Consider the following 25,283-nt stretch of genomic DNA (forward strand, 5'->3'; position numbering starts at 1 on the left):
AAGCAGAAGTAAGCCAGCGTGCTAGCCAAAGTTATGTAGACGCAATTGCAAGAGCGCTTAATCCTTAAACTATTAAATGGGCAGTCTCCAAAGTGATATGCTACGAGGCTAGATTTTAATCGAAACGATGTGTTAAAGGAGCACCAGGGTGTTCAGTAACCCCGCAATGATGTAAAGTTTTTCGGGTAAAATCTTTACTTTTACATGTAGCGGACAATAACCTTTCATTCTTATAATTGGAAATGTAAGCGATTTATTTAGAGGTAGGAATATTAAAAACTATACGTATGAGGAGGAGATTTTATGTCGAAATTTAAAGTGGGCAAGTTGGTAAGCAGCTTGGCGTTGGCGGGTGTGTTGTTATCATCAGTTCTGATAAACCCGGCTAGTGCCAGTATGGCGAACGGTGGCAAATTCCTCGGGAATATCATTGCTGGTAGTGTCCCTGCAAGTTTCGGAACATACTGGAACCAGGTGACGCCAGAGAATTCGACCAAATGGGGGTCGGTTGAAGGCAGCCGTAACAACATGAACTGGTCGCAGGCGGATACCGCCTACAATTATGCCCGTAACAATGGCTTCCCGTTCAAGTTCCATACATTGGTATGGGGTGCTCAGGAGCCAGGTTGGATTAGCGGACTGTCGGCTGCTGATCAGAAGGCGGAAGTGACCCAGTGGATTAAAGCAGCAGGTCAACGCTATTCGAATGCGGAGTTTATAGATGTGGTGAATGAGCCCCTGCATCAGAAGCCATCCTTCCGCAATGCCATAGGCGGTGACGGATCGACCGGATGGGATTGGGTTATATGGTCGTTCCAACAGGCAAGACAAGCCTTTCCAAATGCCAAGCTGATGATTAATGAATATGGAATTATCAACGATCCCTCGTTAACCGACCAATATGTCAATATTATTAATCAGCTCAAGAGCAGAGGCCTGATTGACGGAATTGGTATTCAGTGCCACCAGTTTAGCATGGACACTGTTTCAGTTAACACGATGAACACTGTACTGAACAAGCTGGCGGCAACAGGATTGCCAATCTATGTGTCCGAACTGGATATAACTGGAGACGACAACACCCAGCTTGCCAGATACAAGGAGAAATTTCCGGTATTATGGAAGCATTCTGCGGTGAAGGGAGTTACGCTCTGGGGGTATATCGAGGGACAAACTTGGAAGCCGAACACACATCTGCTGAATTCTAACGGCACGGAACGTCCCGCGCTCCAATGGCTGAGACAATATGTGCAGAGTTAAACTATAAGTGGCACTTAAAACCCAACAGATGCGAACTTTTGCCAAATGTCTGGGCTGGGTAGATGTTTATTTGACGAAGTCTTGGCTGAAATGTTATAAGCCCAAGGCTTCTTTTTATTTAGCTTAAACCTAACGTATCAAAACCTAATCCAACTCAATTAGGCTTACATACCCAATTCATAACTTTAACCCACTTGAAATAAAACCGTCTGGACGGTATGGTAAAGAGGGGTGATCCATATGAATACAACTAAAAAAGCATTAAAAAGAGAATTAATTCTTAAAGCGGCCTCGATGATTGTGCACGAAGAAGGAGTAGAGAAATTAACGTTAGAAGCGGTGGCTAAGAAAGCGGGAATAAGTAAGGGAGGATTGCTTTACCATTTTCCGAATAAAGATGAATTGATTTTGGGAATGGTTGAACAACTATCGACCAGCTTTGTCTCCGAATTTAATGAGAGAGCAGAAAACGATATGCATTCCAAAGGAAGATGGACTCGCGCGTATATGAATACATCATTTTCTGGCGATCGGAATGCAAGTGACCTGTATACCGCTCTCTCAGCAGCACAGTTTACGAACCCTCACATGTTAAAATTACTTCAGGACGAGTATGAGAATATCCAAAATAAAATTGAAAACGACGAATTGGACCCCGTTCGTTCCACGATAGTCCGATTAGCTATAGACGGTTTGTGGTTTGCTGAAATGTTTGGGCTTGCTCCTCCCAATGAAGAAATGAGGCAAAAAATGATGGGAGAATTGAAAACATATATAAAGGAGAATGAATAATGGCTTATCTTTTCTTGGCAATCTCTATTGTTGGTGAACTTGTTGGAACTTCAATGCTTAAAGCTTCAGAAGGTTTCACCAGACTGTATCCGACTTTATTCACAATTGTGGCGTTCGTGATCTCTTTCTTCTTTATCTCCTTATCCCTTAAGACGCTCCCCTTAAATATGACTTATGCTATCTGGTCAGGTGTAGGAACTGTTGCTACAACGCTTATTTCAGTATTGATTTGGAAAGAAAAAATCAATACAGGAAGTATCGCAGGTATTGCTTTAATTGTTATTGGCGTGGTGGTACTGAACCTATTTGGTGCAGGACATGGTGAGGCAAAAGGAACAACAGAAGCAACGAGTTCAATCGTTCAAAAATGAGATGAAATAGTATAGACACTGGAGATTTACTACCACTATCGATCACTGCCAGTTTGTGTGAAAGGACCCTGCTGCATCACTTCGTTCATAAGTATGGGCACCAAAATAATCCCTTTGTGCTTGCAAAAGGTTAGCATTCGAAATGCCTGTCCGGTAACTATCATAATAAGTAAGTGAAGCACTTAAACATGGAAACGAAGTGCCAGAATTAATACCCTCACAGACAACTTTTCGCAATCCTTTTTGATACTCTTTAACCTTTTCAGCAAAATACGGGGCGATTAATAGATTAGCCAAATTCGGCTGTTCTTGATATGTTTCGCTTATTACGTTTAAGAATTCAGCACGAATGATGCAACCACCACGGAAAATAAGGGCTATATCCTTTAAAGGTAAATTCCATCCGTAAAGTTCAGAAGTCATTTTATATTGTATAAATCCTTGCGCGTAGGCACAAATTTTACCCATATAAAAAGCTTGTCTAATGTACTCAATCCACACATCTTTATTTAAACTTCGCTGATCAATCCCTGGTCCTGTTAGAATATTTTCTGCATAAACTCGTTCTTCTTTTAAAGAGGAGATGTAACGGGCAAACAATGACTCTGTAATAATGGATGATGGGATCCCATTGTCAATTGCTTGAATGCTTGTCCATTTACCTGTGCCCTTTTGCCCTGTTTTATCAAGAATCACATCGATTAGTGGTAAGCCTGTTACATCATCCTTTTTCCGTAAAATCTCTGCTGTGATTTGGATTAAATAACTTTTCAGTTCCCCTTGATTCCATATTTCAAAGATATCAGCAATTTCATTCACAGATAAACGTAACCTTTTTCTTAAAAATGTATATGTTTCTGCGATTAATTGCATATCTGCATACTCGATTCCGTTATGTACCATTTTTACAAAGTGACCGGAACCTTTTGGACCCATATAAACACAACAAGGGTCTCCGTCCACGTGGGCCGCTATTTTTGTTAGAATAGAAGCTGCTTTTTCATATACGTTTTTATCTCCACCAGGCATGATCGAAGGTCCATTTAAAGCCCCAACTTCGCCGCCGGAAATACCGATTCCTAAATAACCGATTCCTTTTGACTTCAATTCATCATATCTACGTTCCGTATCTTTGTAATGGGAGTTACCACCGTCCATGATCACATCGCCTGCTTCAAGGAAGGGTACTAATGTACCTATTACCGAATCGACCGGTTTGCCCGCTGTTACCATAAGGAAGATTTTCCTTGGAGTTTTTAAGGAGTAAACAAAATTTTGAATTTCGTAGTAGGGATGGATGGAGTGACCTTCACTTTTTTTAACAAGATCATCCGTTAAATCCCTCGTATAATTATAGACAGCGACTTGCTCACCCTTACCAGCCATATTTAAAGCGATATTACGGCCCATTACCCCTAAACCAATGACACCAATTGTGTTGGACATTTTTTCTGCTCCTTTTATTTGAAATGAATAGGCCATAGATCCTCACTTATAGGCTTAGAAGATTCTAAGAAAAATAAGTGGGGGATCTACCGCCCGGGAATCATGGTTTATACGAATAAACTTAGTACTAAAATAAATCCTAATCCAGCTACAGAAATGATGGTCTCAAGCAATGTCCATGTTGCAAATGTTTCTTTCATGCTTAAACCAAAATATTCTTTAAACATCCAGAAACCAGCATCGTTAACATGTGAAGCTATTAAACTACCCGCTCCCGTTGCAAGCACAACTAAAGCAAGATTAACGTCGGATTGTCCTAACATCGGAATAACTAAACCAGCGGTTGTTAAAGCTGCAACAGTTGCAGAACCTAAGGAAATACGTAATATTGCAGCGATAATCCAGGCAAGTAAGATGGGTGATAATGTAGTTCCATTGAATAATTCAGCCACATAGTCACCTACGCCGCCATTAATCAGTACTTGTTTGAAGGCTCCGCCACCCCCAATGATTAAGAGCATCATCCCAATATGAGTAATAGCCGTTGTACAAGATGCCATTACATTTTTGATTGGAATTTTTCGTGCTATTCCCATGGTGTAGACAGCTACCAGTAAGGAAATTAACATGGAAGTTGATGCATCACCAATAAAACGGATCGCTGCTAGTAAACTGCTATCTTCAAATCCCATTGTTTTTTGAAGCAAAGTAATAACCGTAGCAATAGACATTAAAATAACAGGAAGCATTGCAGTAAATACACTGATACCAAATCCCGGAGTTTCCTCGGATTTAAATACTTTTTGTTCACCTAAAGAGGCGATATTACCGGTTTTCGTAAATGATGCAGGTACGAGTTTTTTGGCAAGCTTAGTAAATACAGGTCCAGCTAAAATAACGGTTGGAATGGCAATAATGAAACCGTAAAGTAAAACCTCACCAAGGTTCGCGCCATATTCACCAGCAATAACTGTTGGCCCTGGATGTGGAGGTAAGAAACCATGTGTTACGGATAAAGCTGCAACCATCGGAATCCCGAGATATAAAATAGAAACTTTTAATTCTTTTGAAATGGCAAATATGATTGGAATTAACAATACTAATCCTACTTCAAAAAATAACGCCACACCGATAATGAATGAAGCAGCTACGACTGCCCATTGGATATTTTTTTCACCAAATTTGTCTACGAGGGTCATGGCAATTCGTTGAGCACCACCAGAATCGGCGATCAACTTACCTAACATCGCTCCAAGTCCAAAGATTAACGCTAAGTGACCAAGGGTTCCGCCTAATCCGGCTTCGATGGTTTTGACAATTTCCTCTAATGGCATTCCAAGTGCTAAAGCGACGCCGAACGATACAATGATTAATGAAATAAAGGTATTCAATTTGAAGCCCATTATTAAAACTAATAATGCTAAAATTCCAATCGCTACGATAACTAATGGCATTGTAATTACCCCCTGCTTTTTATCTTTTTAGTGTTTAATTAAGCTTCTTTGATAATTGGAAATCCGTGTATAATCATCTTCTAATACTCTGGATAGGTTAATGAAAATCGGCAGTAATTTCCTATATTCCTTGGTTGCTTCTTCTTTTGGTGTATGTTTGTTGGTACTGCCAACCATTTCAGAAACGACTTCAAAGGACTGGATTTGTCCGGTGGCATACAAGCCTAAAATACAAGCTCCTAGACAAGAACTTTCGTAGCTTTCTGGAACGACGACTTCAGATGAGAATATGTCAGACATCATTTGCCGCCAAACATCTGATCTTGCGAAGCCTCCAGTAGCTTGAATTCGGGTCACAGGACCGTCCATACATTCGGTTAAAGCTAAAAATACGGTGTACAAATTGTAAATGACTCCTTCTAGGGCTGCGCGAATCATATGTTCTTTCTTATGTGACATCGTTAAACCGAAGAATGAGCCACGTACGTCTGGATTCCATAATGGCGCACGTTCACCAGCGAGGTATGGATGGAATAACAATCCGTCAGATCCTGGTCTTACACGTTCAGCAATCTTGGTTAGTACATCATATGGATCAATTCCTAGCCTTTTCGCTGTTTCTACTTCTGATGAGGCAAGTTCGTCACGGATCCAGCGAAGGACCATCCCGCCATTGTTCACCGGCCCCCCAATAACCCAGTGCTTTTCTGTTAAGGCATAACAAAATATTCTTCCCTTTTCGTCTGTTTGAGGCTTGTCTATAATGGTTCGAATAGCTCCGCTTGTCCCGATTGTAACGGCAACTTCGCCTTTTCGTATCGCATTTACACCTAAATTAGAAAGGACTCCATCACTAGCTCCAATGACAAACGATGTTTGTGGATCGATCCCCATCTTTTTTGCTAAATCTGAATCACAGTTGGTAAATATCCTGGTTGTTGGCACGAGCTCAGATAATTGAGAAGGGGTTATACCAGCAATTTTTAATACTTCTTCATCCCAATCTAATTTTTCTAGATTCATCATGCCCATGGCAGAAGCTAGGGAATAATCCACTACATATTGATCAAAGAACTTTTTGAAAATATATTCTTTAATTCCGATATACTTTTTAACCTTGACAGCGGTTTCAGGAAGGTCATTCACAATCCAAGCTATTTTTGTTAAGGGTGACATGGGGTGAATGGGTGTTCCTGTTCGTTTATAGACTTCATGGCCATTCAGCTCATCTTTTATTTTATGTGCCCATGCTTCACTTCGATTATCTGCCCAAGTGATACAAGACGTCAGTGGGCGGTCATTTTCATCCATCGCAATGACACTATGCATGGCACTGCTAAATGAAACAAACGATAGCTTTTTTTGTGAGTGATGTTTCATGATATTCGAAATGGCCTGTAGGACAGCCTGAAATATCTCTTCTGGGTTTTGTTCAGCTGTCGCTATGTCCGGTGTATAAAGCGGGTATCCAATATTCTCTTGTTGGATGACTTCACCTTTTTCGCTAAATAGAACGGCTTTTGTACTTGTGGTCCCGATATCTACACCCAACATATAGTTAGTCATTTTGTTGCACGACTCCTTTAGATAGCATTTGTTGTGACATCCATAGGTCTTCTACTTTACCTTGAACATCATCAAAGTTTTCATGTAAAGACTTGATCATGAGGTCTCTATCTTTTACTTTGATTGCTTCAATATAAAGTTCGTGATTGTTTATAATCCGTGTAAAATCTTCATACTTTTCAGTGAAGCGCATACGCATCGACAAAAGAATGAGACTTTCCATAACAGGCTTTAAATTATTCCAGATCATCAGAATATGTGAATGATTGACAGCACGAATAATCGTTTCATGGAACAAGACATCTTGATATGAAAACTCATCAGCATCATTATATTTGACGGCGACTTTCATCATTTCGAGAATTTTACTAAGTTCCTTCGCCAAATCATTAGTGTCCATCTTTACAAGACGTTCAAATACGAAGGATTCTATGAGCAGACGGACATCATAAATTTCTTCTATCTCTTTTTCTGATAAACCAATAACAACGGCTCCCATTCTTTCTAATCGAATGATATTTTCGGATGCCAGTATTTTTAACGCTTCACGAATGGGTGAGCGACTTACAGTGAAATCAGCAGCTAGTTTATTTTCAGATAATATGGTACCGCTTTCAATCCCGCCAGAAATAATGCGCATTCTAAGCTCGGATGTTACGCGATCACCAGCTGAGGCTTTTAAAAGCCATTTGGAGGGATATAGGAATTCTGATTCGACCATCATTTCACCTTCTCAATTAATCAAGTATACTTGTATACAGGTATTATAATCTGAAATTTTAAATTTGCAAGCGTATTCATTAAATTTGTTTTGTAAAGGTTCCAATTGAAGTTCGGATTTTTTGTTCAAATGCACAATCAATTTCGTCTGTTCTTCAATATTTTTAACGTGCGGCAATCGATATAATGAAAGCGTAATCAAAAATTGCCCGGGGGGTTAGACAGATGGAAGGATTGACGATCAGTTGGATAGGAGCTCTGGCAGGGCTGGCTATTGCAATTATTCTGATATTAAGAAAGCTGAATCCGGTTTACGCTTTATTTTTGGGAGCTATTGTAGGCGCCTTATTAGGCGGAGCCAATTTGGAGCAGACGATCAGCGTGTTAATAAACGGTACGCAAAGTGTGATGGGGACGGTCATTCGTGTGCTTGCCGCAGGTGTATTGGCAGGTGTAATGATGGAATCCGGGGCAGCGGAGACGATTGCGCAGGCTATTGTAAAGAAGTTCGGCGGCAGTAAAGCGATACTCGCGCTAGCCTTGGCGACGATGATTATTACGGCGGTAGGTGTATTTATTCCCGTTGCCGTGTTGATTGTGGCACCTATTGCATTGTCGGTCGGTAACAAAATGGGGATTTCCAAGTTGGCGCTCCTGTTGGCTTTGTCTGGAGGCGGAAAAGCGGGGAACATCATCTCTCCCAATCCTAATGCGATTGCAGCGGCGCGCGGATTTAATCTGGATTTAAGCCACGTGATGTTGGCGGGTGTGGTTCCTGCGATATGCGGTTTAATCATGACTGTTTTGGTGGCATCTTTGTTGAAAACCAAAGGTGTGAAGGTGTCCGACCAGGATATCATGGACAGTGATGTCGATACATCGAAATACCCGGCGTTGGGACGGGCGATTGTAGCCCCGCTGGTAGCTGTTATTTTGCTGATGATTAACCCGATTGGTTCCATCTCTGGTATTGAAGCACTTTCGAATTTCAAGGTGGATGCAATGTACATTTTGCCGATCGCTGGGATTGTGGGTATGCTGGCCATGGGACAAGGGCGCAATATCCTGAAGTATTCGGCCTCCGGTTTGAATAAAATGACGGCGACCGTGCTGATTTTGATCGGTGCAGGAGGGATTGCGGGTCTGATCTCTGCCTCCAACTTGTCTGCTCAGGTGGTTGGCCTGATTGAAGCTTCGGGAGTTTCCGGTACATTTTTGGCACCGCTTGCAGGTATTCTGATGGCAGCTGCTACGGCGTCCACCTCGACGGGCGTTATTTTGGCAACAGGCTCGTTTGGGGAAGCTATTCTGAACATGGGAACAGCCCCACTCGCTGCAGCTGTGATGGTGCATACAGGAGCTACAGTCATTGATTCCTTGCCGCAGGGCAACTATTTTCACGTCACGGCAGACAGCATGAAAATGAGCATTAAACAACGGATGGGATTGATTCCTTACGAAGCTATTGTGGGTGGAACGATGGCAATTGTAGCGACAATTATGTATGGATTTTTACTTTAATATTCACGATGGGGTGAGAAGATGAGAGAGAAAACATTTGTGCTGGCACCAGATTCTTTTAAAGAAAGCATGACGGCTAAAGAAGTGTGTATCGCGATGGAGAAAGGACTGCGCAAGGTCTATCCGGCGGCGAATTATGTCCACGTACCGATGGCGGACGGCGGTGAAGGAACGGTGCAGTCACTGGTGGATGCGACAGGCGGGCAGATTCGTTATATCGAGGTGACAGGACCGCTTGGAGAACCTGTAACTGCTGCATACGGCTTGCTGGGAGACGGCACCACGGCGGCAATCGAGATGGCATCTGCTAGTGGAATCCATCTGGTCAATAAGGATAACAAAAACCCGTTAAAGACAACAACCTACGGCACAGGGGAGTTAATCCGTGAATGTCTGAACCAGGGAATTCGAAAAATTATCATCGGCATTGGTGGAAGCGCAACGAATGATGGCGGTACAGGAATGGCGGAAGCGCTGGGCGCTAGATTTCTAGATGCAACAGGCAATACTCTTCCGCGCGGCGGCGGTAGTCTGGGCGAGCTGGCCAGTGTTGATATTTCATCACTGGATGACCGCTTGCAGCAGGTACAATTGATTGTAGCCTGTGATGTGACAAATCCGCTGTGCGGAGAGCATGGGGCATCTCAAGTATTCGGGCCACAAAAAGGGGCAACCCCGGAGATGGTGCAGCAATTGGATGCCAATCTTGCTCATTACGCCGATGTGGTGAAACAGCAGCTGGGCAAGGATGTGCGCGATTTCCCAGGCGCAGGCGCAGCAGGTGGATTGGGCGCGGGCTTATTGATTTTCACTCAGGCGACGCTGCAAAAAGGCATTGAAATTGTGATTGAATACACCGGTTTAAAACAAAAGCTCGCCACTGCCGATATCGTTTTGACGGGGGAAGGCGGTATTGATTTTCAGACCAAATTCGGTAAAACTCCTTATGGAGTAGCTCAGGCGGCAAAACAGTCTGGTAAAAAGGTCATTGCGGTCGCAGGTTATATTGGGGACGGGATCGACACGTTGTACAAGGAAGGGATCGATGCGGTGTTTGGCATCGTGCCGGGAGCCTCGGAGCTCGGTAAGCTGCTGGCCGAAGGGCCGCAAAACGTAGAGCGTACGTGCGAGAATATCGCAAGAGTACTTCAGTTCAGCGAGAAATGAACAGATGGAGAAGAGGGTTATAAACATAAAACGGCATCATACAAATACGATATAATACGAGCGCTCGCCTGTAATCCCGAACTTAGCCAAAGCTGGATTGGCTGAGAAATTGGGGAGTGACGGCGAGCGGAAATATGATATTACTGGTGCATGGTCTGGCGTGAAACAGCAGTTCATTGATACAGTGCCAATAAGCCATGCGTAAGCTCAAAAAGCTGAAGGAGGTTCCGGGGATCTTTACCGGTTAAGGTATGGATGCGCTTCAGGCGGTATTGCAGCGTATTTCGGTGAATATTTAATTCATCTGCGGTAAAGGAGACACTGCCGTTATGGTTAATAAAGCTTCGCAGCGTATCCAGCAAATCCACAGTATCTTCCAGCTTGCTAACCAGATAGATCGTGTTCGTCAGGTTCGTTTGACTCAATTTGACCAGAAACTCGACTTCCGCAAAAGAAATTTTTTGCACAGGCGGGCGCAAAGCCAGTAAAACATTCATAGCTGACTTGGCTTGCATATAAACATCCGCAATGTTGTGCTCCTGTCTGCTGACCGTAATCAGCACATCGGGATGGCTGCGTACAAGTGGCTCTAGCAGTTTGTCTGTCGGCTCCTGATTTTGTATCAGGATGAGATAGCAGTCTTCCTCCATACGAAAGGACGGATGCTGCATGAATATATTGGACAACTCGGCTAAATGAGCTAGATCAGCAGGCAGATACTTTACATATACAGCCGAAGTTTTTAGAAGCAAATCAATGTGATATTGAGCTGCTTCTTTTTTTATTTTTTGCGTGTAGGCTCCCTGATGATTTAACAACATTTCCAGCACAGATTTTTTGCGATTGGCTTCATGGGCCAGATGCTCCAATGAGATCCGCTGTTCAATCAGGAGAGACACTGTAGTTTTAACAATATTGCAAAAAGGACGCACTTCATCGGGATTGCCTGAAATACCAATGACACCAACTAACTCATGATGAATGACAATCGGTTCATTGGTTCCTTTTTTCTCATAGTGGCCGTCCTGCCACACTTCAACCATTTTCCCAGTTTCGAGCGCCTGAACAGCTCCTTGGTGAATGGTTCCGATTCGTTCACTCTCGCCGCTGCCAATGATGATGCCTCGTTCATTCATAATATTGATATTGTATGGAATATCCTTCATCATTTTGTCTACGATGTCTTGGGCTTGTTTTTCGGAGAGCTGAAACAAAATCCGGATTCCTCCTTTATCTATAGTGATATAGCGTATTTTAATGTACCACCTTAATGAAAGGGTTTTCAATTCATTGTGCATCTGAACAATATGATAAGGCGGATTACCGAACATGTCAGTCAATTTTATCATAGATGTGAAATTGCAGCGTATTATGATAATCCATTAGACGATGTTATATATTTTTGTATTGAGTGTAATCTAAGGAAGAGTATAGTTGTACGCAAAAAAACAGGGCTCATAGGAGCACCTGCTTTTTGTGTCTATCCTTTTTATTGCCAGCCACGCTGTCTAATGACGAACCTCGCGGAAGCTATAGGTTATGTCGTGTAGTTCTTTCTTTAAACGGGCATCTTTAGACGCTGGTGCATATCCAAGCACCTGGTAGTAATTACTTTCGGTCTCAATAATCGCTACATGGGTAACATATTTGTCCACATCTTTCTTGCCTTTAATCACGAACTCAAGGGCAGGATATCCATAAATGGTTGTGTTAGAGACAGCTCCTACACTGGACAGGTTCCACTCTTTGGTTAAGTTATTTTCAGCTTTCTTACCATACTGTTGGAGAGTTATATTGCCCAATTGCTTTTTTGAGTGGGATAGTACCACAACGGACTTTTGGATGTACGGATTAAATATTGCAATCTCTGCCTTTCCTTCACGGTCCGGGTCTGTTGACCAGTCCAGCGGGGCCGTGATTTGAAATCGTCCATCTTTACTTACATAGCTTTGCTCTTTCTTGCTCACTGGAACTTCAGGAGGTACGTAACTGTCTGCAAGTATAAAAATAGCATTTACAAACGAGGCTCCCAAGATCACCATTGCGGTAAAAAATATAAAGAGCGAACGTTTCATTGTCTTTTTGCTAATCGGCTCTAAATCCCGTACCTTTACAACATATGTACCTGCAGCTAAATCTCCAATTCGTTGTCTTGATGCAGTTACTAACACACTGATACCAGCAGGTATCCCACCCATTAGCAATGGATTGGTGTCGATTAGCCTGAGCAGCGTACGAATGAGTGATTTAAGAAAACCAGGAGGCTTTCCTTCCCCGTTAACCACCTGAATACGAAAAACGAACTTACCCAGCGTATAGCCTGTGTAACCTTCCAAAAGTAAATAATAGCTGAAGAAAGCAATAAGCAGAATACAACGGGTTGCAATCGCTAAAGGCAAAAACCATCTGTCCGTTATTTGAATGACAGAAATAAAAAAACAAATATACCCGATTACAAAAAATATGCAATCAAAAACCGTTGCTCCCCACCGTCTAAACAGAGTAGAATTCCCGTATGTTTTTGATAACGCCGCCATCCTGTTTGGATCTACCCCATAATTTTGACCATGCTGAATGTACGTCTGTCTTGAAGTTTCCTGCGGATTGTGTGATATGTGCTGTTCGTCCAAAAAATACACCTCTTCTTAATAATTAAAAACACACTCCTTATATTAACGGTCATTTTATAATCCATGTTTAGGAAAACATTCTATAAACAAAGAAATTATTATAAATATCCCTTTCTCTCGTTGAACCGTATTCAGGCGCTAGTAGAGCCAGAGAATGCCCAATCCTTGCGGTTGCTTGAAAAAGCAGGCTTTCGGCAAGAAGGGCTCCTCTCCCAATATGAATTTACGTTAGGGAAATATGATGATCTTTACATGTGCGCATTGGTCAAATCAGAGTATATCAATCGTTCTCAGAAATGATAGATTAGGTGAATCAAGCAGGGGAGCATGGATAGGAAGAAGGTTGATCATTGTACAACATGATCGACCTTCAGCAGCATACCCATTTCATATTGCTCAATGGAGTCTTTCGAGAGATCTATTTTTTGGATAAAGCCTTCAAGAGAGTCATTGTCGGACAGACAGATGTACACCTTCTCAATCTTTTGGATCTCTGCTGCTCTATGAAGGAGGGCGCATCCTAATCCTTGGTTGCGATGCTTAGGATCGACCCAAAGAAAGTTGATTTTACCCTTAGCACTCATGCTCACCATGCCGAGGCACGTTTGATTTACTTCGTAGATGCCGAGAAAAGCTTCCTGTCTACTGGTGGCGTAATAAGGTGTGTCACTTTGCCAATGGATGTGGCAGTCGATAAGGGTCTTTCGAAAAGCTGCGATGTCATCAAATGTAACTTCCTTAAAAATATACGAAGATGAGAGGGCAGCGGGTGGGGCGGAGGGCAGAGTGCCGTTGTAGTATTTCAGCGTATAGCGTGGCTGATAGCCTTGCTTTTCATATAATTTGACGGCCCGATGATTATCCTTGATGACTTCGAGCCATAGCTGCTGGCAACCCGCGGAGATGGCTGTTTGTTTATGTAATTCCAGCAACTTGTTGCTAATCCCCTGACCGCGGTAAGCCGGAGCGATGCATAGCGTGCCGCAACGCATGGTCTTGTACCCGTCGAACTGCCGGACACCGCCGAGAATTAAGCCGATCGGTTGATCCTCATCCATGGCAAGGAAAGAGTGATTCCGTGTATTACCCTCTGGACCAAAAAAACGTGCTGCGAAATCGTCCTGATCCGTGGTCAGGCGAATGGAATAATCCGAGAACCCAAGCGAAAATGCTTGGAAAATGTGTTCCATGCTGACGTCGTTGCATCTCATATAGGTGATTATCGTTATTCCCCCCTAGAAATTCATGCTATATTTGGATTATAGGGAATTAAGGGTGCTCCATCAATCTCCCGCTGAAAATAAAAAAACCCCTTAAAAAAGGGGATTGGTGCTGTGTGTTGTAGGGTTGCAATTCTTATCGCTAAGATCAGGATTGGTAGAGAGGTCACGATAATGGTTGAGCTTATATTCAATAATTTTTTGGGTTTCCATCAGTCTGGAAATTTCTTGTTGAATCTTCTGATTATGTTTTTCAAGTAAGGAGTACCTGTCAGGAAGGGTAATGTTACCTTGCTCCGAAAGTTCTCGATAATGCTTCATTTCCTCTAGGATCATCCCAGTGGCTTTTAATCGGGTTAAAAAGATAATTCCGAGAATCTGATCTCTACTGTAGAACCTGTGGCCGTTAGGCTTTCGTTCCGCATAAGGCAGCAAGCCAATTCGCTCATAATAGCGTATGGTATCTTCTGTTAAACCTGTTAGTTCTGCGGCTTGGCTAATAGAGGTTATCGTCTCCGGAATTTCTTGCAAAGTATTCAGCTCCTTAGTAGCAGTTACCAAGGTACTTCTCCGTTGGCGTCGAAAAATCCTCCTGTCGGCCCTCCATCATTTAAAGTGGCTAAACGAACAACGACAGCAGCGGCTTGCTGTACCGAACCCGTTCCTGTAAAGCCATTTAAGTCGGTGGCGGTAAACCCAGGGTCAGCCGAATTGATTTTGAGAGGTGAGTCTTTGAATTCTTTGGCAAGGGTGACGGTGAACATATTAACCGCTGCTTTACTGCTATTGTAAGCAAGCAAATTAAAATGGGCATGCTTATGCTCAGGATCGCTATTAAAGGTTAAAGAACCAAGGCCACTCGACAAGTTAACGATTCTACCGCATGGGGATTCTTGCAATAAAGGTAGCATGGCTTGCGTCACGGCGACCAAACCGAATAAGTTTGTTTCATACGTTTCTCTTAAATCGTCCAAAGAGAACTGACTTGGAGGAGTGGCTCCTCCCCGAGATACGCCGGCATTGTTGATGAGTACATCAAGGGAACCGAATTCTTGTTTGATCTGTTGGACTGCGGAATCAATCGTACTTTGATTCGTCACGTCTAACAAAATCAATCGGGCTTCTACTCCCTCATTAGCCAACTTAGCCACCGCTTCCCGGCCGTTCTGCTCATTCCGTGAGCCAATCAGGATTGTAAGACCCATCCCCCCCAATTGTCTGGCTGTTTCATACCCGATGCCTTTGTTGGCCCCAGTAATAAGGGCTGTTTTCCCAATAGTCATGAGCGATTCCTCTTTTCATTATTCTTGAATTTGGCGGCCACCATGCTTTAAATGTACTACTTGGAGTATACTTAAAGTCAACACAAAACCAGCAAAAATATAGCTCGAAATGCCCTGGACATTCTTTATTTTGGAAGATGGGAGAATGGAATGAATAAAAGGCAAATGGAAATTTTACGCATGTTGCTAACTGAACCGGACCGGTTGTGGTTGGCGCAGGATCTGGCGGATCTGACCGACTGCTCTGAAAAGACGATCCGCAACGATCTGAAAGTAATTGAAGATTATATCGTCAAGCATTCTGATGCCAATCTGGTGAGAAGGCCGGGACGCGGCATTTATCTGGAGATGGGTGAAGCGGATCAGAATGAATTGTTCCATCGACTGTATGCGGACGAGAGTACAGCCCAACATGAGTCGGATGAGGAAAGGGTGCTGCATCTCGCCTATCGGCTCTTGATGAATGCCAAGCCTGTGACCATCCAGGATCTAGCTTCACAGTATTATGTGAACAAGACGGTGATTCGTAGAGATATGGAGAAGATCGATGGCTGGCTGCACAGCTTTGATCTGGCTTTGATTACCAAGCAGCGCGTTGGATTGACCATTCAAGGCTCTGAGAAAAATAAGCGCATCGCTTTGGCGCGGATGAACCAGCTGATTGACAGTCCTGAGTTAACAGGACAGATGATGCGCAAACAGTTTGAATCGCACGAGATTACAACCATAAATCATGAATTAAAAGCATTTCAAAAACGCCATGAGCTCAGCTTTACTGACGAAGCTTTCGAAGCTCTAATGCTGCATATCCTCTTAATGGTCAAACGAACCAAGATGGGGCAACCCATTTCGCTCTCCAAGCAGGACATTGCCTTTTTGCAGGAGAGACGCGAATTTACATGGGCTACGTCTTTTTTGCAGCAGTTGCAAAAGTTGTTTGCTGTGCCTTTTTCCAAGGAAGAGACGGCGTATTTAACTCTGCACCTGCTTAGCGGGAAGTTCCGTTACCAGCAGGAGGGAAGAACAGGAAAACAAGGTGAGCTGGCAGATAGCCACCCGCTTTTGCCTGAGTTGATTGAGCAGTTAGTCCGGCGGATGTCCGAGCTGAATATGATTGCCTTTTCTAAAGACAAGATGTTACTGAAAGGGTTGAATGTCCATTTATATACGACCCTGAACCGTCTTCAATATGGATTGACCGTGTCCAATCCTATGCTGGCCGAGATCAAGAAGATGTACCCCTACATGTTCGACCGAGTTATTATTACACTGGAGGAGGTGGGAAAATGGACCCGGCTATCCTTCCCCGAGGAGGAGGCGGCGTATTTAACGCTGCATTTTCAGGCTTCTGTGGAGCGATTGCACCAGAAAGAGAGTCATCCCCAGAGAGCCATCATCGTGTGTCACATGGGCATCGGTATGTCCCAACTGCTACGCACCAAGGTGGAACGTAAATTTCCGGCTGTATATGTGGAGACAACCCTTTCCAAAGCAGAAGTCCAGGACTATCTGGCAGCCCAGGAGGTGGATCTCGTCATTACCACTGTAGATCTCCCAGAGATGAACATTCCGCACATTCTCGTCTCTCCCTTGCTGGATGTCAAGGACGAACGTCGACTGGAGCAAGTGATCCGACGACTGGATGAGCCGGAACATAGGGCAGCAGAAGAATCGGTATTTTTTAAATATACAACACCTTTTTTGGTCTTTCCCCAGCAGGAAGTGCAGCATCCGGAACAATTGATCTCCAAGCTGGCGCAAATACTGGAGGACAAAGGATATGTGGAGCCCGGTTATGTGGACAGCGTACTGGCGCGAGAAAAAATGTCGGCCACGACGATTGGGGGAGGCATAGCCATCCCGCATGGCGGTTCTGAGTGGATAAGGCAGTCCTCCATTGTAATCGCTACCTTGAAGCAACCGCTTACCTGGGGAACCGAGAAAGTAGAGCTTGTGTTCTTGCTTGCGGTCAAACAGGATGGGCGGGAAGAGATGCGCCAGTTATTTAAGGAATTGTCCCTGATCAGTGAGCAGCCTGCTTTGGTTCATGCCTTATCTAAGGAGACTGATGCGATGAGATTATTAGGGAGAATGAAGGGATAAACTAAAAAGCTGTGCTCTGGAACAGGACTTATAGATAAGTCCTGTTTTTTGCCGGTATAATTCCTTTTTTCCGAAAGTTCCGGTAAAAAGTTCGTCCGATAACAGCAAGATAGGCGTTTATACTATCAATGTAAGCGGAAACAACAGAGAGAAGGGGAATAGACTATGAAGATATTGGCGATTACCTCATGTCCTAACGGAATTGCACATACGTATATGGCAGCTGAGAATCTGCAAAAGGCAGCAGCAAAGCTGGGCATCGAGATGAAGGTCGAGACACAAGGCTCCATTGGAGTCGAAAATCAACTGACCGAGCAGGAGATCCGTGAGGCAGATGGCATTATTATTGCAGCGGATAAAACGGTGGTTAAAGACCGCTTCGTCGGTAAGAAACTGCTGGTCGTTGGCGTACAGGATGGCATTCGCCGTCCAGAAGAATTGATCCAGCAGGTGATGAAGGGTAATGTACCTGTGTACCAAGCAGAGTCACGTTCTGCCGAAGGTAGCTCACAGGAGAACAAACCGAAACAAAATCCCATCTACCGCCACTTGATGAACGGTGTATCCTATATGGTACCCTTCATCGTCATTGGGGGATTGCTCATTGCCATTGCGTTGACGATTGGCGGTGAGAAGACACCAGGCGGTCTGGTTATACCGGACGGTTCATTCTGGAAGACGGTTCAGGATATCGGTTCGGCTTCGTTTACCTTTATGATACCGATCCTCGCCGGATTTATCGCGATGAGTATTGCAGATAGACCGGGGCTTGCACCGGGTATGGTTGGCGGATTCATTGCTGCGAACGGCAGCTTTTATGGAAGTGAGGCGGGGGCTGGATTTATCGGCGGCATTATCGCTGGTTTCCTGGCGGGTTATGTTGCACTTGGGATTCGAAAAATCAAGGTTGGCCGAGCATTACAGCCGATCATGCCTATAATTATTATCCCTGTATTGGCATCTTTAATTGTTGGATTAATCTTTGTCTTTGTGATTGGTGCTCCAGTCGCACAATTGTTTGAAGCTTTGACAGGTTGGCTTGCAGGTATGCAAGGTACAAGTTCAATTCTACTGGCATTGATTCTAGGTGCGATGATCTCCTTTGATATGGGCGGCCCTGTGAACAAAGTTGCTTTCTTATTCGGTTCGGCCATGATCGGCGAAGGGAATTATGAAATTATGGGGCCAATCGCCGTTGCGATTTGTATTCCGCCGATTGGGATGGGACTTGCAGCGATGATCAACAAACGTAAATTTGCACCTGCGGAACGCGAGGCTGGGAAGGCAACATTCACAATGGGGTTGTTCGGTATTACCGAAGGTGCAATTCCATTCGCGGCGCAAGATCCACTACGTGTTATTCCTAGTATCATGGTAGGATCCATGGTCGGTTCAGTCATTGCGATGTTGGGGAATGTAGGTGACAAGGTAGCTCACGGTGGACCGATTGTAGCTGTACTTGGTGCAGTAGACCATGTGCTTATGTTCTTTATCGCCGTTATTGTCGGCGCAGCCGTATCGGTTGTCTTAGTGAGCTTGCTGAAAAAAGATATTGCAGCAACTGTAACTCCGGATGCTACTGGGGAAGCTGGACAATCTGCGATTACTACAACGGACGCTACGGAGTCATCTGCTTCAACAACTGTTACAAATAATGGGCCAGCCGTTTCTCCACAAGCCATTCACATTGAGAAACTGACGGATATTGTAACGATGGATCTGATTAATTTGGATCTGGAAGGAACGACACGAGATGCTGTGGTTGATGAAATGATCGGAGCACTTGAGCGAACTGGAGCCGTAAGCTCTGCCAGTGATTTCAAACAGGCGATATTAGCCAGAGAGGAAGAAGGCTCCACAGGCATTGGAATGAATATTGCCATTCCTCATGGCAAATCGGAAGCGGTCCTGAAGCCAAGCGTGGTCTTCGGCATCAAGCAGGGCGGTGTTGACTGGAATAGTGCAGACGGAAGTGAAGCAAAACTGATCTTCATGATTGCCGTACCGCGCAACAGCAAGGAAAATGCGCATCTGAAAGTGCTGCAAATGTTGTCGCGTAAGCTGATGGACGATCATTTTAGAGAAGCGCTCATGGCGGTTAAAACGAAGGAAGAAGCATATCAATTGCTGGATCAGGTGCATTAATTCAATGCGATAAGAACTTGAATTAAAGAAGAGAGACTCCCGAAGTTTCAGCCGGGAGCCTCTTTTTTCTAAAGCATGTATTCTTACGAGGATTGTGCCATGCGTACTAGCATATGGGCAAGCGCATGCTGCTGCTCTTTGTCCCCCGCTTTCCACAGCTCCTGAAGGAGCTTCTCCTCGCTGTTTCGAGGTTCTTCTTTGGCTGCCAGATATCCAGCTATCTTCTCAGCTGCTTTTGCGATCAATTCCTCATTCAGACCAATATTTTGAGCCATTTCAATCTTGTCGCTCAAATAACTTTTGAATGAATCAAAGTTGCTCAGAATGTCATCCTTTTTGCTGTCGTCTATCCGATTTAAAGCGTTATCTACTTTGTTCAATGCCAATTCGCCTTCCTTATTTACAACATGATTGTGCTCTGCCATTTCTAATGCCTCCTCAAGATTGTTTTTAAGGGATAAGGACTTTTCCGATATAGTGTACTTACCCCGACTAACTAAAGTGAAAACGTGAGAAGCAAGCAGAGTATCGTGGAGTGATGAAGGAAAACAGAGTAGAGAGATTCCAAGAAAAATACAGTTGATCCTACATAAAGTCAAAAAAATAACGGATTACGTGGAAAAAGACGGGCGAGGTGTAGGTCAAGCTATCCACCCGGCTTAAGTAGCTTTTTTTCAAAGCATCGAACTTATCATCATCGCCGATTAATAAATCCCGCTTCAGCACGGAAACCGTTAAGCTGCCGAAGAAACCGCTCAAGCTGATTAGCATGCCGAAAATAATTCCAAATTTCAGGTCAAACGGCGTCAGGTAGGGATAGATGAGATAGGAGGCCGCTATAGTTGCGGGAAAAGCGAATGCAAAGCCTTCCCAAGTTATATTGGGATTGGATGTCGGGACGATTTTCCGCTTTCCGAAATAGAGTGATGCTAGATAGTGTACGACATCATTGAGCTGCGTCAGTACCACTAGAAAAAGTACAAGTTTCGCTCCGTATTGCGGCGTAGCAAACTGAAAATAGGCCAGATGACTCAACCCGAAAACCATCAGCATGAGTCCCCATTGGGTCGAGCTGACACTGCGCAAAAAACCAACCGTTCCTTTGTTGATCAATCGCGGAAGCGGTAGCAGCAAGAATACATAGATAGGGATAAAGACAATAAACATTCCGTACCACCCGATATAAATCCAATAAAATTGTACGGGAATCGCCAAGTATGCCCATAGAAACAATCTGCGATCAGCTTTTCTAGATCTAATCATGGAAAAGTATTCTTTTAGCGCAAAAAAGGTGAGTGCCATCAAGGAAAGCAGTGAAACGATCGGATTGAAAAGAGTTGCCAAGCAAAAGATAAAGAACATGCCCCACCATGTCTTGATGCGAAGCCCAATAGCTGCATAGTCTTTGTCTGGCTGTGTTTTGACTACTACTATGTAAATCAGATGGATGACCAATAAGGCTGTAAAAATAAGGATTAACGTTAATAGCGAACTATCCATTACCACTCACCAACTTATCGCGAAATAGGGTTCCATTAGGGCTCTATGTTATTATGAAGGAATAATTCAAACTTGATAAGGGGAAATTTCGTAAATGGTAGCAGATCAATCCGTCTTTATCTTGCTTACGAATACGGGAACGTTTCTTACGAGAGTCATTAAAAGCTATACGAGAGCGCCATACAATCACGCCTCCATTTCCTTCAACCGGGAACTTTCGGAGTTATACAGCTTCGGGAGAAAGACCCCTAATAACCCTCTGGATGGTGGTTTCGTGAAAGAAGATATTAAGACAGGTACATACAGCAGATTTCCGAATACAACATGTGTTATCTACGAGCTTCAAGTAACCGACCGTGAAGTTGAAAAAATGAAGCGAGTTTTACATGTATTTATCCGAAGTCGTCAAAAATATATGTATAACTTACTGGGTTTGATTGGTATTGCACTCAAAGAGCCAGTCGAGTTCAGCAATTCCTATTTTTGTTCCCAATTCGTCGCGGAAATTTTACAGCGATCCGGCATAAAAATATGGAACAAACTGCCCGCTCTTGTTACGCCAGATGATTTTCGTCAAAGTGATCGATTCCATTTGATCTACGAGGGGAAATTGAGCGAGTATGATCCTCAAGCTTGAGGACCAGCACCGCATTACTTAAACGTCTTCCGGCACAATTACCTCGATATGACGCGGTAAAATACCAAGCTCGATAGGCAAAGACGGCCCTTCCTCACCGTCTACATTCGTACTGACCGGTTCTGCGGAGCTGACACTTACATGCTTTGCGGTAAAGTAAACGATATCACTATGATCCTTCAGGTTGCCTAAAAATAAGGATATGCTGGCCGTCACGGTGTTCAATATATTGAGGTTTTTGAAAATAAAGCAGTGAAGTAGACCATCGTCAACAGCTGCATCGGGAGCCAGTTTCTCGAATCCGCCAACTGAATTGGTTAACGTAGCCAAAAAGAGTGGGGATTTGCCTTCCCAGGTTTTGTCATCATAGTGGATGATAAGTGAGTGGGCAGGATGGCTGATAAGCTCTTTCATGCCTTCTTTGAAGTAGGCAAACGTGCCAAACATGGATTTATCGTCTGATGATACAGCTGATAGCGATTCAGCAAGCGAACCTGTGGCAACCACATTGGCAAACATTCGGCCGTTTAAGAGGCCCATATCTACGTTTTTCACGCGGGTAGAAGTCAGTGTACGGATTGCCAGCTCAGGACTTAGCGGAATGTGTAAGGCACGGGCAAAATCATTGACTGTCCCAAGGGGGATGACACCCAGTCTTGGACGGTGGTCTTGATCCATGAAGCCGTTGATGGTTTCGTGAAGTGTGCCATCCCCACCGATGGAAACGACTAGGTCACAAGCTTCCTCACACGCATTAACGCAAAAACGGGTGGCGTCCAGTTCCTTTGCCGTCTCTTTAACCGTAACAACGTATCCTTGATCACGTAGAATTTCTTCTACGCTGCTGACATGTTGGAGGGATTCCTCTTTGCCGGAAGAGGGATTTACAATGATCATAGCTTTCTTCATATACAGGTTCCTTTCTCTGGGGAAAGTTTGGGTTACCCACTCTTACCCGAAAAGCAGACCTTTAGACTCTAGATTAGACATGTGTTATATTTTTAGTTACTATATAAAAGTAAACAAAAATCTGAATGGAGGATTTCATATGAAAATCGCATTAACAGGAGCAACGGGGCAACTGGGTTCCATCGTGGCAGATACGTTGCTTACATTTGTCTCCGCAAACGATCTTATTGTTAGCGTAAGAAATCCAGAAAAAGCAGAGAACTTAAGGTCTCGTGGCGTTGACGTTCGTCATGGCGACTTTGATAAACCGGAGACGCTGGATCAGGCGTTTGCTGGAGTAGACCGATTGCTGATTATATCCGCAGACGGGGATAATGATACTAGAATCCGTCAGCATAAAGCGGCTGTTGATGCTGCTGTACGTGCTGGAGTAGGCTTCATCACCTATACTAGCGCTGCCAATGCCGCTGACAGCACTCTATTCCTTGCCCCCGTACATCGCATCACGGAGGAGTTCATTCGCGAGTCAGGTATTCCTTACTCCTTCTTGCGTAATAATTGGTATCTGGAAAATGAAGCAGGCACGATCCAATCCGTACTCGCGGGGGCTCCTTGGCTAACCTCGGCAGGGTCCGGTAAAGTAGGTTGGGCTACCCGCGCAGATTATGCGCAAGCAGCTGCAACCGTTTTGTCTGGCGAAGGGCATGAGAATACAATATACGAGCTCTCCGGTAAGCCGATTACCCAAGAAGAGTTTGCAGCAGTACTTGCTGAGGTTCTGGGCAAAGACGTTCCTGTGCAGCAGGTGGATGATGCTACGTATGCCGAGGTTATGCTCGGTGCGGGAGTCCCGGAAGGTGCAATCCCTATTGTTGTCGGTATTCAACAAGCGATTCGCGAAGGAGCTCTGGATGTCGTAAGCAACGATTTCGAGAAGCTGTTGCAACGCCCCCTTACGCCGCTTAGCCAGGGAATTAGTGAACTGATAAAGCAAACAAAAGCATAACAAACGTGCCGTAGAGTACAATTTCAACATATGATACTGCTTATGATTAAAACGGATGCTACCTAGAGAGGTCAGCATCCGTTTTAGTTACATTCATAAGTGGAACCGCGACTGATTATCCAATATACTTGTAGGGAACTCCAAGGTAGGCTTGGAATAGAAATAAAAATGAATGGAGTACATAATACCATGTCTAATTTACCAAATTGTCCTGAATGTAATTCAGAGTACACTTATGAGGACCGCAGTCTGTTCATTTGCCCGGAATGCGCCCATGAGTGGTCTGCCGAGTCAGAATCTGAAAGCAGTGAAGACGTAAAAGTCGTCAAAGATGCGAATGGCAATATTCTGAAGGATGGTGACTCTGTAACGGTCATTAAAGACCTTAAAGTGAAGGGAAGCTCATCCGTCTTGAAAATCGGCACCAAAGTAAAAAATATCCGTCTGGTGGATGGCGATCACGATATTGACTGCAAAATTGATGGTTTTGGAGCAATGAAGCTCAAATCGGAGTTTGTAAAAAAGAATTAAAATGTAAGAAAGGAGAAGCCGGTGCTTCTCCTTTTTTTGTTTATAAGGGCGCTAACCATACGGTTCCTGTTCCCCTGTACACATTTACCAGCCCTTCGCCGGAAGCAGCCGAGCCCATTTTGGTTTTTCCAGATTTTTCGACGGTGAACTGTAAGGTATTGGACCACATGAGGGCAAAGTTACCATCCACCTTCAGCACATCATTTTGCAATTCTATAACGACCGCTTCCTCGGAAGGGATTGGCGCTTGAAGTGCCAGAACTCCTTTTCCGCGGGCGCTTAAATTAAATAACCCTTCTCCACCCAGTGCGGCAGAGGAAAGATTACTACGTGCAACGACGGATATGTCCAGCGTCGTGTCACAAGCCAAAAACAAGCCGTCTTCGATGGCAATATCATCATTGTCCACATCAATAAGCCAAATATATTGGTAGGTAGGCTCCAGCATGATGGTACCCGTGCCTTTATAGTGTGGTTTAATGGCACCTGTCCCGGTTACAGCACCGGACACCAAGTTTCGCATTAAGCCTCCAACGCCTTTTACACCGGTAGTCATTTCCATGCTACCCACAGTATATTGCATGGCTCCCGCCTTCATCATAATCTCGCTATTGTTGATTTCGATCATGAGTTGTTTGCGGCGCATATTACTTTTGCTCATATAGTAATTGTTTTTCGCAGCCTCCACCGAGGTGGAACTCAAATCTGTTATGTATTCCAGTACCGTAAATCCGCCTAATTGGTCAGTGATGGCAACATTGCTGTTATCCTTTAAATTGTTAATGACAAAAGCCATAAATGTATGTGCCTCCTTGTTGTATTCATGTTGTGGGATGGGAATCTTCTTTATTCCATACAATATTCGACAAAGAGACTTCTTTTCCTGCGGCGAATCTAGACACTTCCCTTGGCTGGTTTTCAGACTTAGAAAAAGAGAGCTTGAAAAAGATGCAAAAAAGGTTCAATATAAAGATATCGGTTTTTAAAATGATTGGCTTCGAAGGCAGCCGTATGAAAATAGG

General features: G+C 44.0%; 23 protein-coding genes. 10 read left to right on the forward strand and 13 right to left on the reverse strand.

Going from position 1 to position 25,283, the window contains the following annotated elements; genetic code table 11:
- Positions 1-303: 303 nt before the first annotated feature.
- The 3 genes from WA407_RS00540 (at position 304) to WA407_RS00550 (ending at position 2,423) form a co-directional block, all read left to right on the forward strand.
- Positions 304-1,260, forward strand: coding sequence for an endo-1,4-beta-xylanase (locus tag WA407_RS00540; protein WP_336076552.1), 957 nt, complete (start codon positions 304-306; stop codon positions 1,258-1,260).
- Between the two features lie 240 nt (positions 1,261-1,500).
- The gene (locus tag WA407_RS00545) at positions 1,501-2,052 is read left to right on the forward strand and encodes a TetR/AcrR family transcriptional regulator (protein WP_235306774.1); all 552 of its coding nucleotides are present in this window, start codon (positions 1,501-1,503) and stop codon (positions 2,050-2,052) included.
- Complete coding sequence (locus WA407_RS00550; protein WP_235306773.1) at positions 2,052-2,423, forward strand: DMT family transporter; 372 nt, start codon at positions 2,052-2,054, stop codon at positions 2,421-2,423. The genes WA407_RS00545 and WA407_RS00550 overlap by 1 nt, the downstream gene beginning before the upstream one ends.
- Positions 2,424-2,465: 42 nt before the next feature.
- Here the strand turns inward: WA407_RS00550 and gnd are convergent, their stop codons facing one another.
- From gnd to WA407_RS00570, 4 genes are all read right to left on the reverse strand, one after another.
- Complete coding sequence (gene gnd / locus WA407_RS00555; protein ID WP_336076553.1) at positions 2,466-3,869, reverse strand: decarboxylating NADP(+)-dependent phosphogluconate dehydrogenase; 1,404 nt, start codon at positions 3,867-3,869, stop codon at positions 2,466-2,468.
- 107 nt (positions 3,870-3,976) lie between these two features.
- The gene (locus WA407_RS00560) at positions 3,977-5,323 is read right to left on the reverse strand and encodes a GntP family permease (protein WP_023991059.1); all 1,347 of its coding nucleotides are present in this window, start codon (positions 5,321-5,323) and stop codon (positions 3,977-3,979) included.
- A gap of 27 nt (positions 5,324-5,350) precedes the next feature.
- Entirely contained in the window at positions 5,351-6,889 is a 1,539-nt protein-coding gene (gntK, locus tag WA407_RS00565) for a gluconokinase (RefSeq protein WP_336076554.1), read from the reverse strand.
- Positions 6,882-7,613, reverse strand: a complete 732-nt coding sequence (locus tag WA407_RS00570) for a GntR family transcriptional regulator (protein WP_254326328.1) — start codon at positions 7,611-7,613, stop codon at positions 6,882-6,884. Before WA407_RS00570 ends, gntK begins: the two co-directional genes overlap by 8 nt.
- 221 nt (positions 7,614-7,834) lie before the next feature.
- Between WA407_RS00570 and WA407_RS00575 the strand changes: the two genes are divergently transcribed.
- Entirely contained in the window at positions 7,835-9,130 is a 1,296-nt protein-coding gene (locus tag WA407_RS00575; protein WP_336076555.1) for a GntP family permease, read from the forward strand.
- Between the two features lie 21 nt (positions 9,131-9,151).
- Positions 9,152-10,297 (forward strand): glycerate kinase family protein, encoded by a 1,146-nt coding sequence (locus WA407_RS00580; protein WP_336076556.1) that lies wholly within the window; start codon positions 9,152-9,154, stop codon positions 10,295-10,297.
- A gap of 173 nt (positions 10,298-10,470) precedes the next feature.
- Here the strand turns inward: WA407_RS00580 and WA407_RS00585 are convergent, their stop codons facing one another.
- The 5 genes from WA407_RS00585 to WA407_RS00605 all read right to left on the reverse strand — a co-directional run bounded on the left by WA407_RS00585 (position 10,471) and on the right by WA407_RS00605 (position 15,430).
- Positions 10,471-11,511, reverse strand: a complete 1,041-nt coding sequence (locus WA407_RS00585; protein ID WP_336076557.1) for a CdaR family transcriptional regulator — start codon at positions 11,509-11,511, stop codon at positions 10,471-10,473.
- Between the two features lie 294 nt (positions 11,512-11,805).
- Complete coding sequence (locus WA407_RS00590) at positions 11,806-12,927, reverse strand: RDD family protein (protein ID WP_336076558.1); 1,122 nt, start codon at positions 12,925-12,927, stop codon at positions 11,806-11,808.
- Positions 12,928-13,274: 347 nt separating this feature from the next.
- Complete coding sequence (locus WA407_RS00595) at positions 13,275-14,117, reverse strand: GNAT family N-acetyltransferase (protein WP_336076559.1); 843 nt, start codon at positions 14,115-14,117, stop codon at positions 13,275-13,277.
- Positions 14,118-14,240: 123 nt separating this feature from the next.
- Complete coding sequence (locus WA407_RS00600) at positions 14,241-14,678, reverse strand: MerR family transcriptional regulator (RefSeq protein WP_336076560.1); 438 nt, start codon at positions 14,676-14,678, stop codon at positions 14,241-14,243.
- Between the two features lie 23 nt (positions 14,679-14,701).
- Positions 14,702-15,430 carry an SDR family oxidoreductase gene (locus WA407_RS00605; protein WP_336076561.1) on the reverse strand — a complete coding sequence of 243 codons (729 nt, stop codon included), beginning with the start codon at positions 15,428-15,430 and terminating at the stop codon, positions 14,702-14,704.
- 150 nt (positions 15,431-15,580) lie between these two features.
- On the opposite strand from WA407_RS00605, the gene WA407_RS00610 reads away from it, so the two are divergent.
- Together WA407_RS00610 and WA407_RS00615 are read left to right on the forward strand one after the other, a co-directional pair.
- Positions 15,581-17,533, forward strand: coding sequence for a BglG family transcription antiterminator (locus WA407_RS00610; protein ID WP_336076562.1), 1,953 nt, complete (start codon positions 15,581-15,583; stop codon positions 17,531-17,533).
- A 165-nt stretch (positions 17,534-17,698) separates the two neighbouring features.
- Positions 17,699-19,678 carry a PTS fructose transporter subunit IIABC gene (locus WA407_RS00615; protein WP_336076563.1) on the forward strand — a complete coding sequence of 660 codons (1,980 nt, stop codon included), beginning with the start codon at positions 17,699-17,701 and terminating at the stop codon, positions 19,676-19,678.
- A gap of 83 nt (positions 19,679-19,761) precedes the next feature.
- On the opposite strand, the gene WA407_RS00620 is transcribed toward WA407_RS00615, so the two are convergent.
- Positions 19,762-20,103 carry a DUF3243 domain-containing protein gene (locus WA407_RS00620; protein WP_254328054.1) on the reverse strand — a complete coding sequence of 114 codons (342 nt, stop codon included), beginning with the start codon at positions 20,101-20,103 and terminating at the stop codon, positions 19,762-19,764.
- 160 nt (positions 20,104-20,263) lie between these two features.
- The gene (locus WA407_RS00625) at positions 20,264-21,178 is read right to left on the reverse strand and encodes a phosphatidate cytidylyltransferase (RefSeq protein ID WP_336076564.1); all 915 of its coding nucleotides are present in this window, start codon (positions 21,176-21,178) and stop codon (positions 20,264-20,266) included.
- 94 nt (positions 21,179-21,272) lie between these two features.
- Between WA407_RS00625 and WA407_RS00630 the strand changes: the two genes are divergently transcribed.
- A complete protein-coding gene (locus tag WA407_RS00630) occupies positions 21,273-21,815 on the forward strand; it encodes a hypothetical protein (RefSeq protein WP_023991046.1) in 543 nt (180 codons plus the stop codon).
- A gap of 18 nt (positions 21,816-21,833) precedes the next feature.
- On the opposite strand, the gene WA407_RS00635 is transcribed toward WA407_RS00630, so the two are convergent.
- Entirely contained in the window at positions 21,834-22,724 is an 891-nt protein-coding gene (locus tag WA407_RS00635; RefSeq protein ID WP_336076565.1) for a diacylglycerol/lipid kinase family protein, read from the reverse strand.
- A 139-nt stretch (positions 22,725-22,863) separates the two neighbouring features.
- Between WA407_RS00635 and WA407_RS00640 the strand changes: the two genes are divergently transcribed.
- The gene (locus WA407_RS00640) at positions 22,864-23,730 is read left to right on the forward strand and encodes an SDR family oxidoreductase (protein ID WP_336076566.1); all 867 of its coding nucleotides are present in this window, start codon (positions 22,864-22,866) and stop codon (positions 23,728-23,730) included.
- A gap of 189 nt (positions 23,731-23,919) precedes the next feature.
- Positions 23,920-24,261: a zinc ribbon domain-containing protein YjdM gene (locus WA407_RS00645; protein WP_336076567.1), complete on the forward strand. Its 342-nt coding sequence runs from the start codon at positions 23,920-23,922 to the stop codon at positions 24,259-24,261.
- Positions 24,262-24,301: 40 nt separating this feature from the next.
- On the opposite strand, the gene WA407_RS00650 is transcribed toward WA407_RS00645, so the two are convergent.
- Positions 24,302-25,057 (reverse strand): AIM24 family protein, encoded by a 756-nt coding sequence (locus tag WA407_RS00650; protein WP_068939217.1) that lies wholly within the window; start codon positions 25,055-25,057, stop codon positions 24,302-24,304.
- Between the last annotated feature and the right edge of the window lie 226 nt (positions 25,058-25,283).

It is taken from the genome of Paenibacillus sp. 203 (assembly GCF_037027525.1).
Lineage (GTDB): Bacteria > Bacillota > Bacilli > Paenibacillales > Paenibacillaceae > Paenibacillus > Paenibacillus polymyxa_B.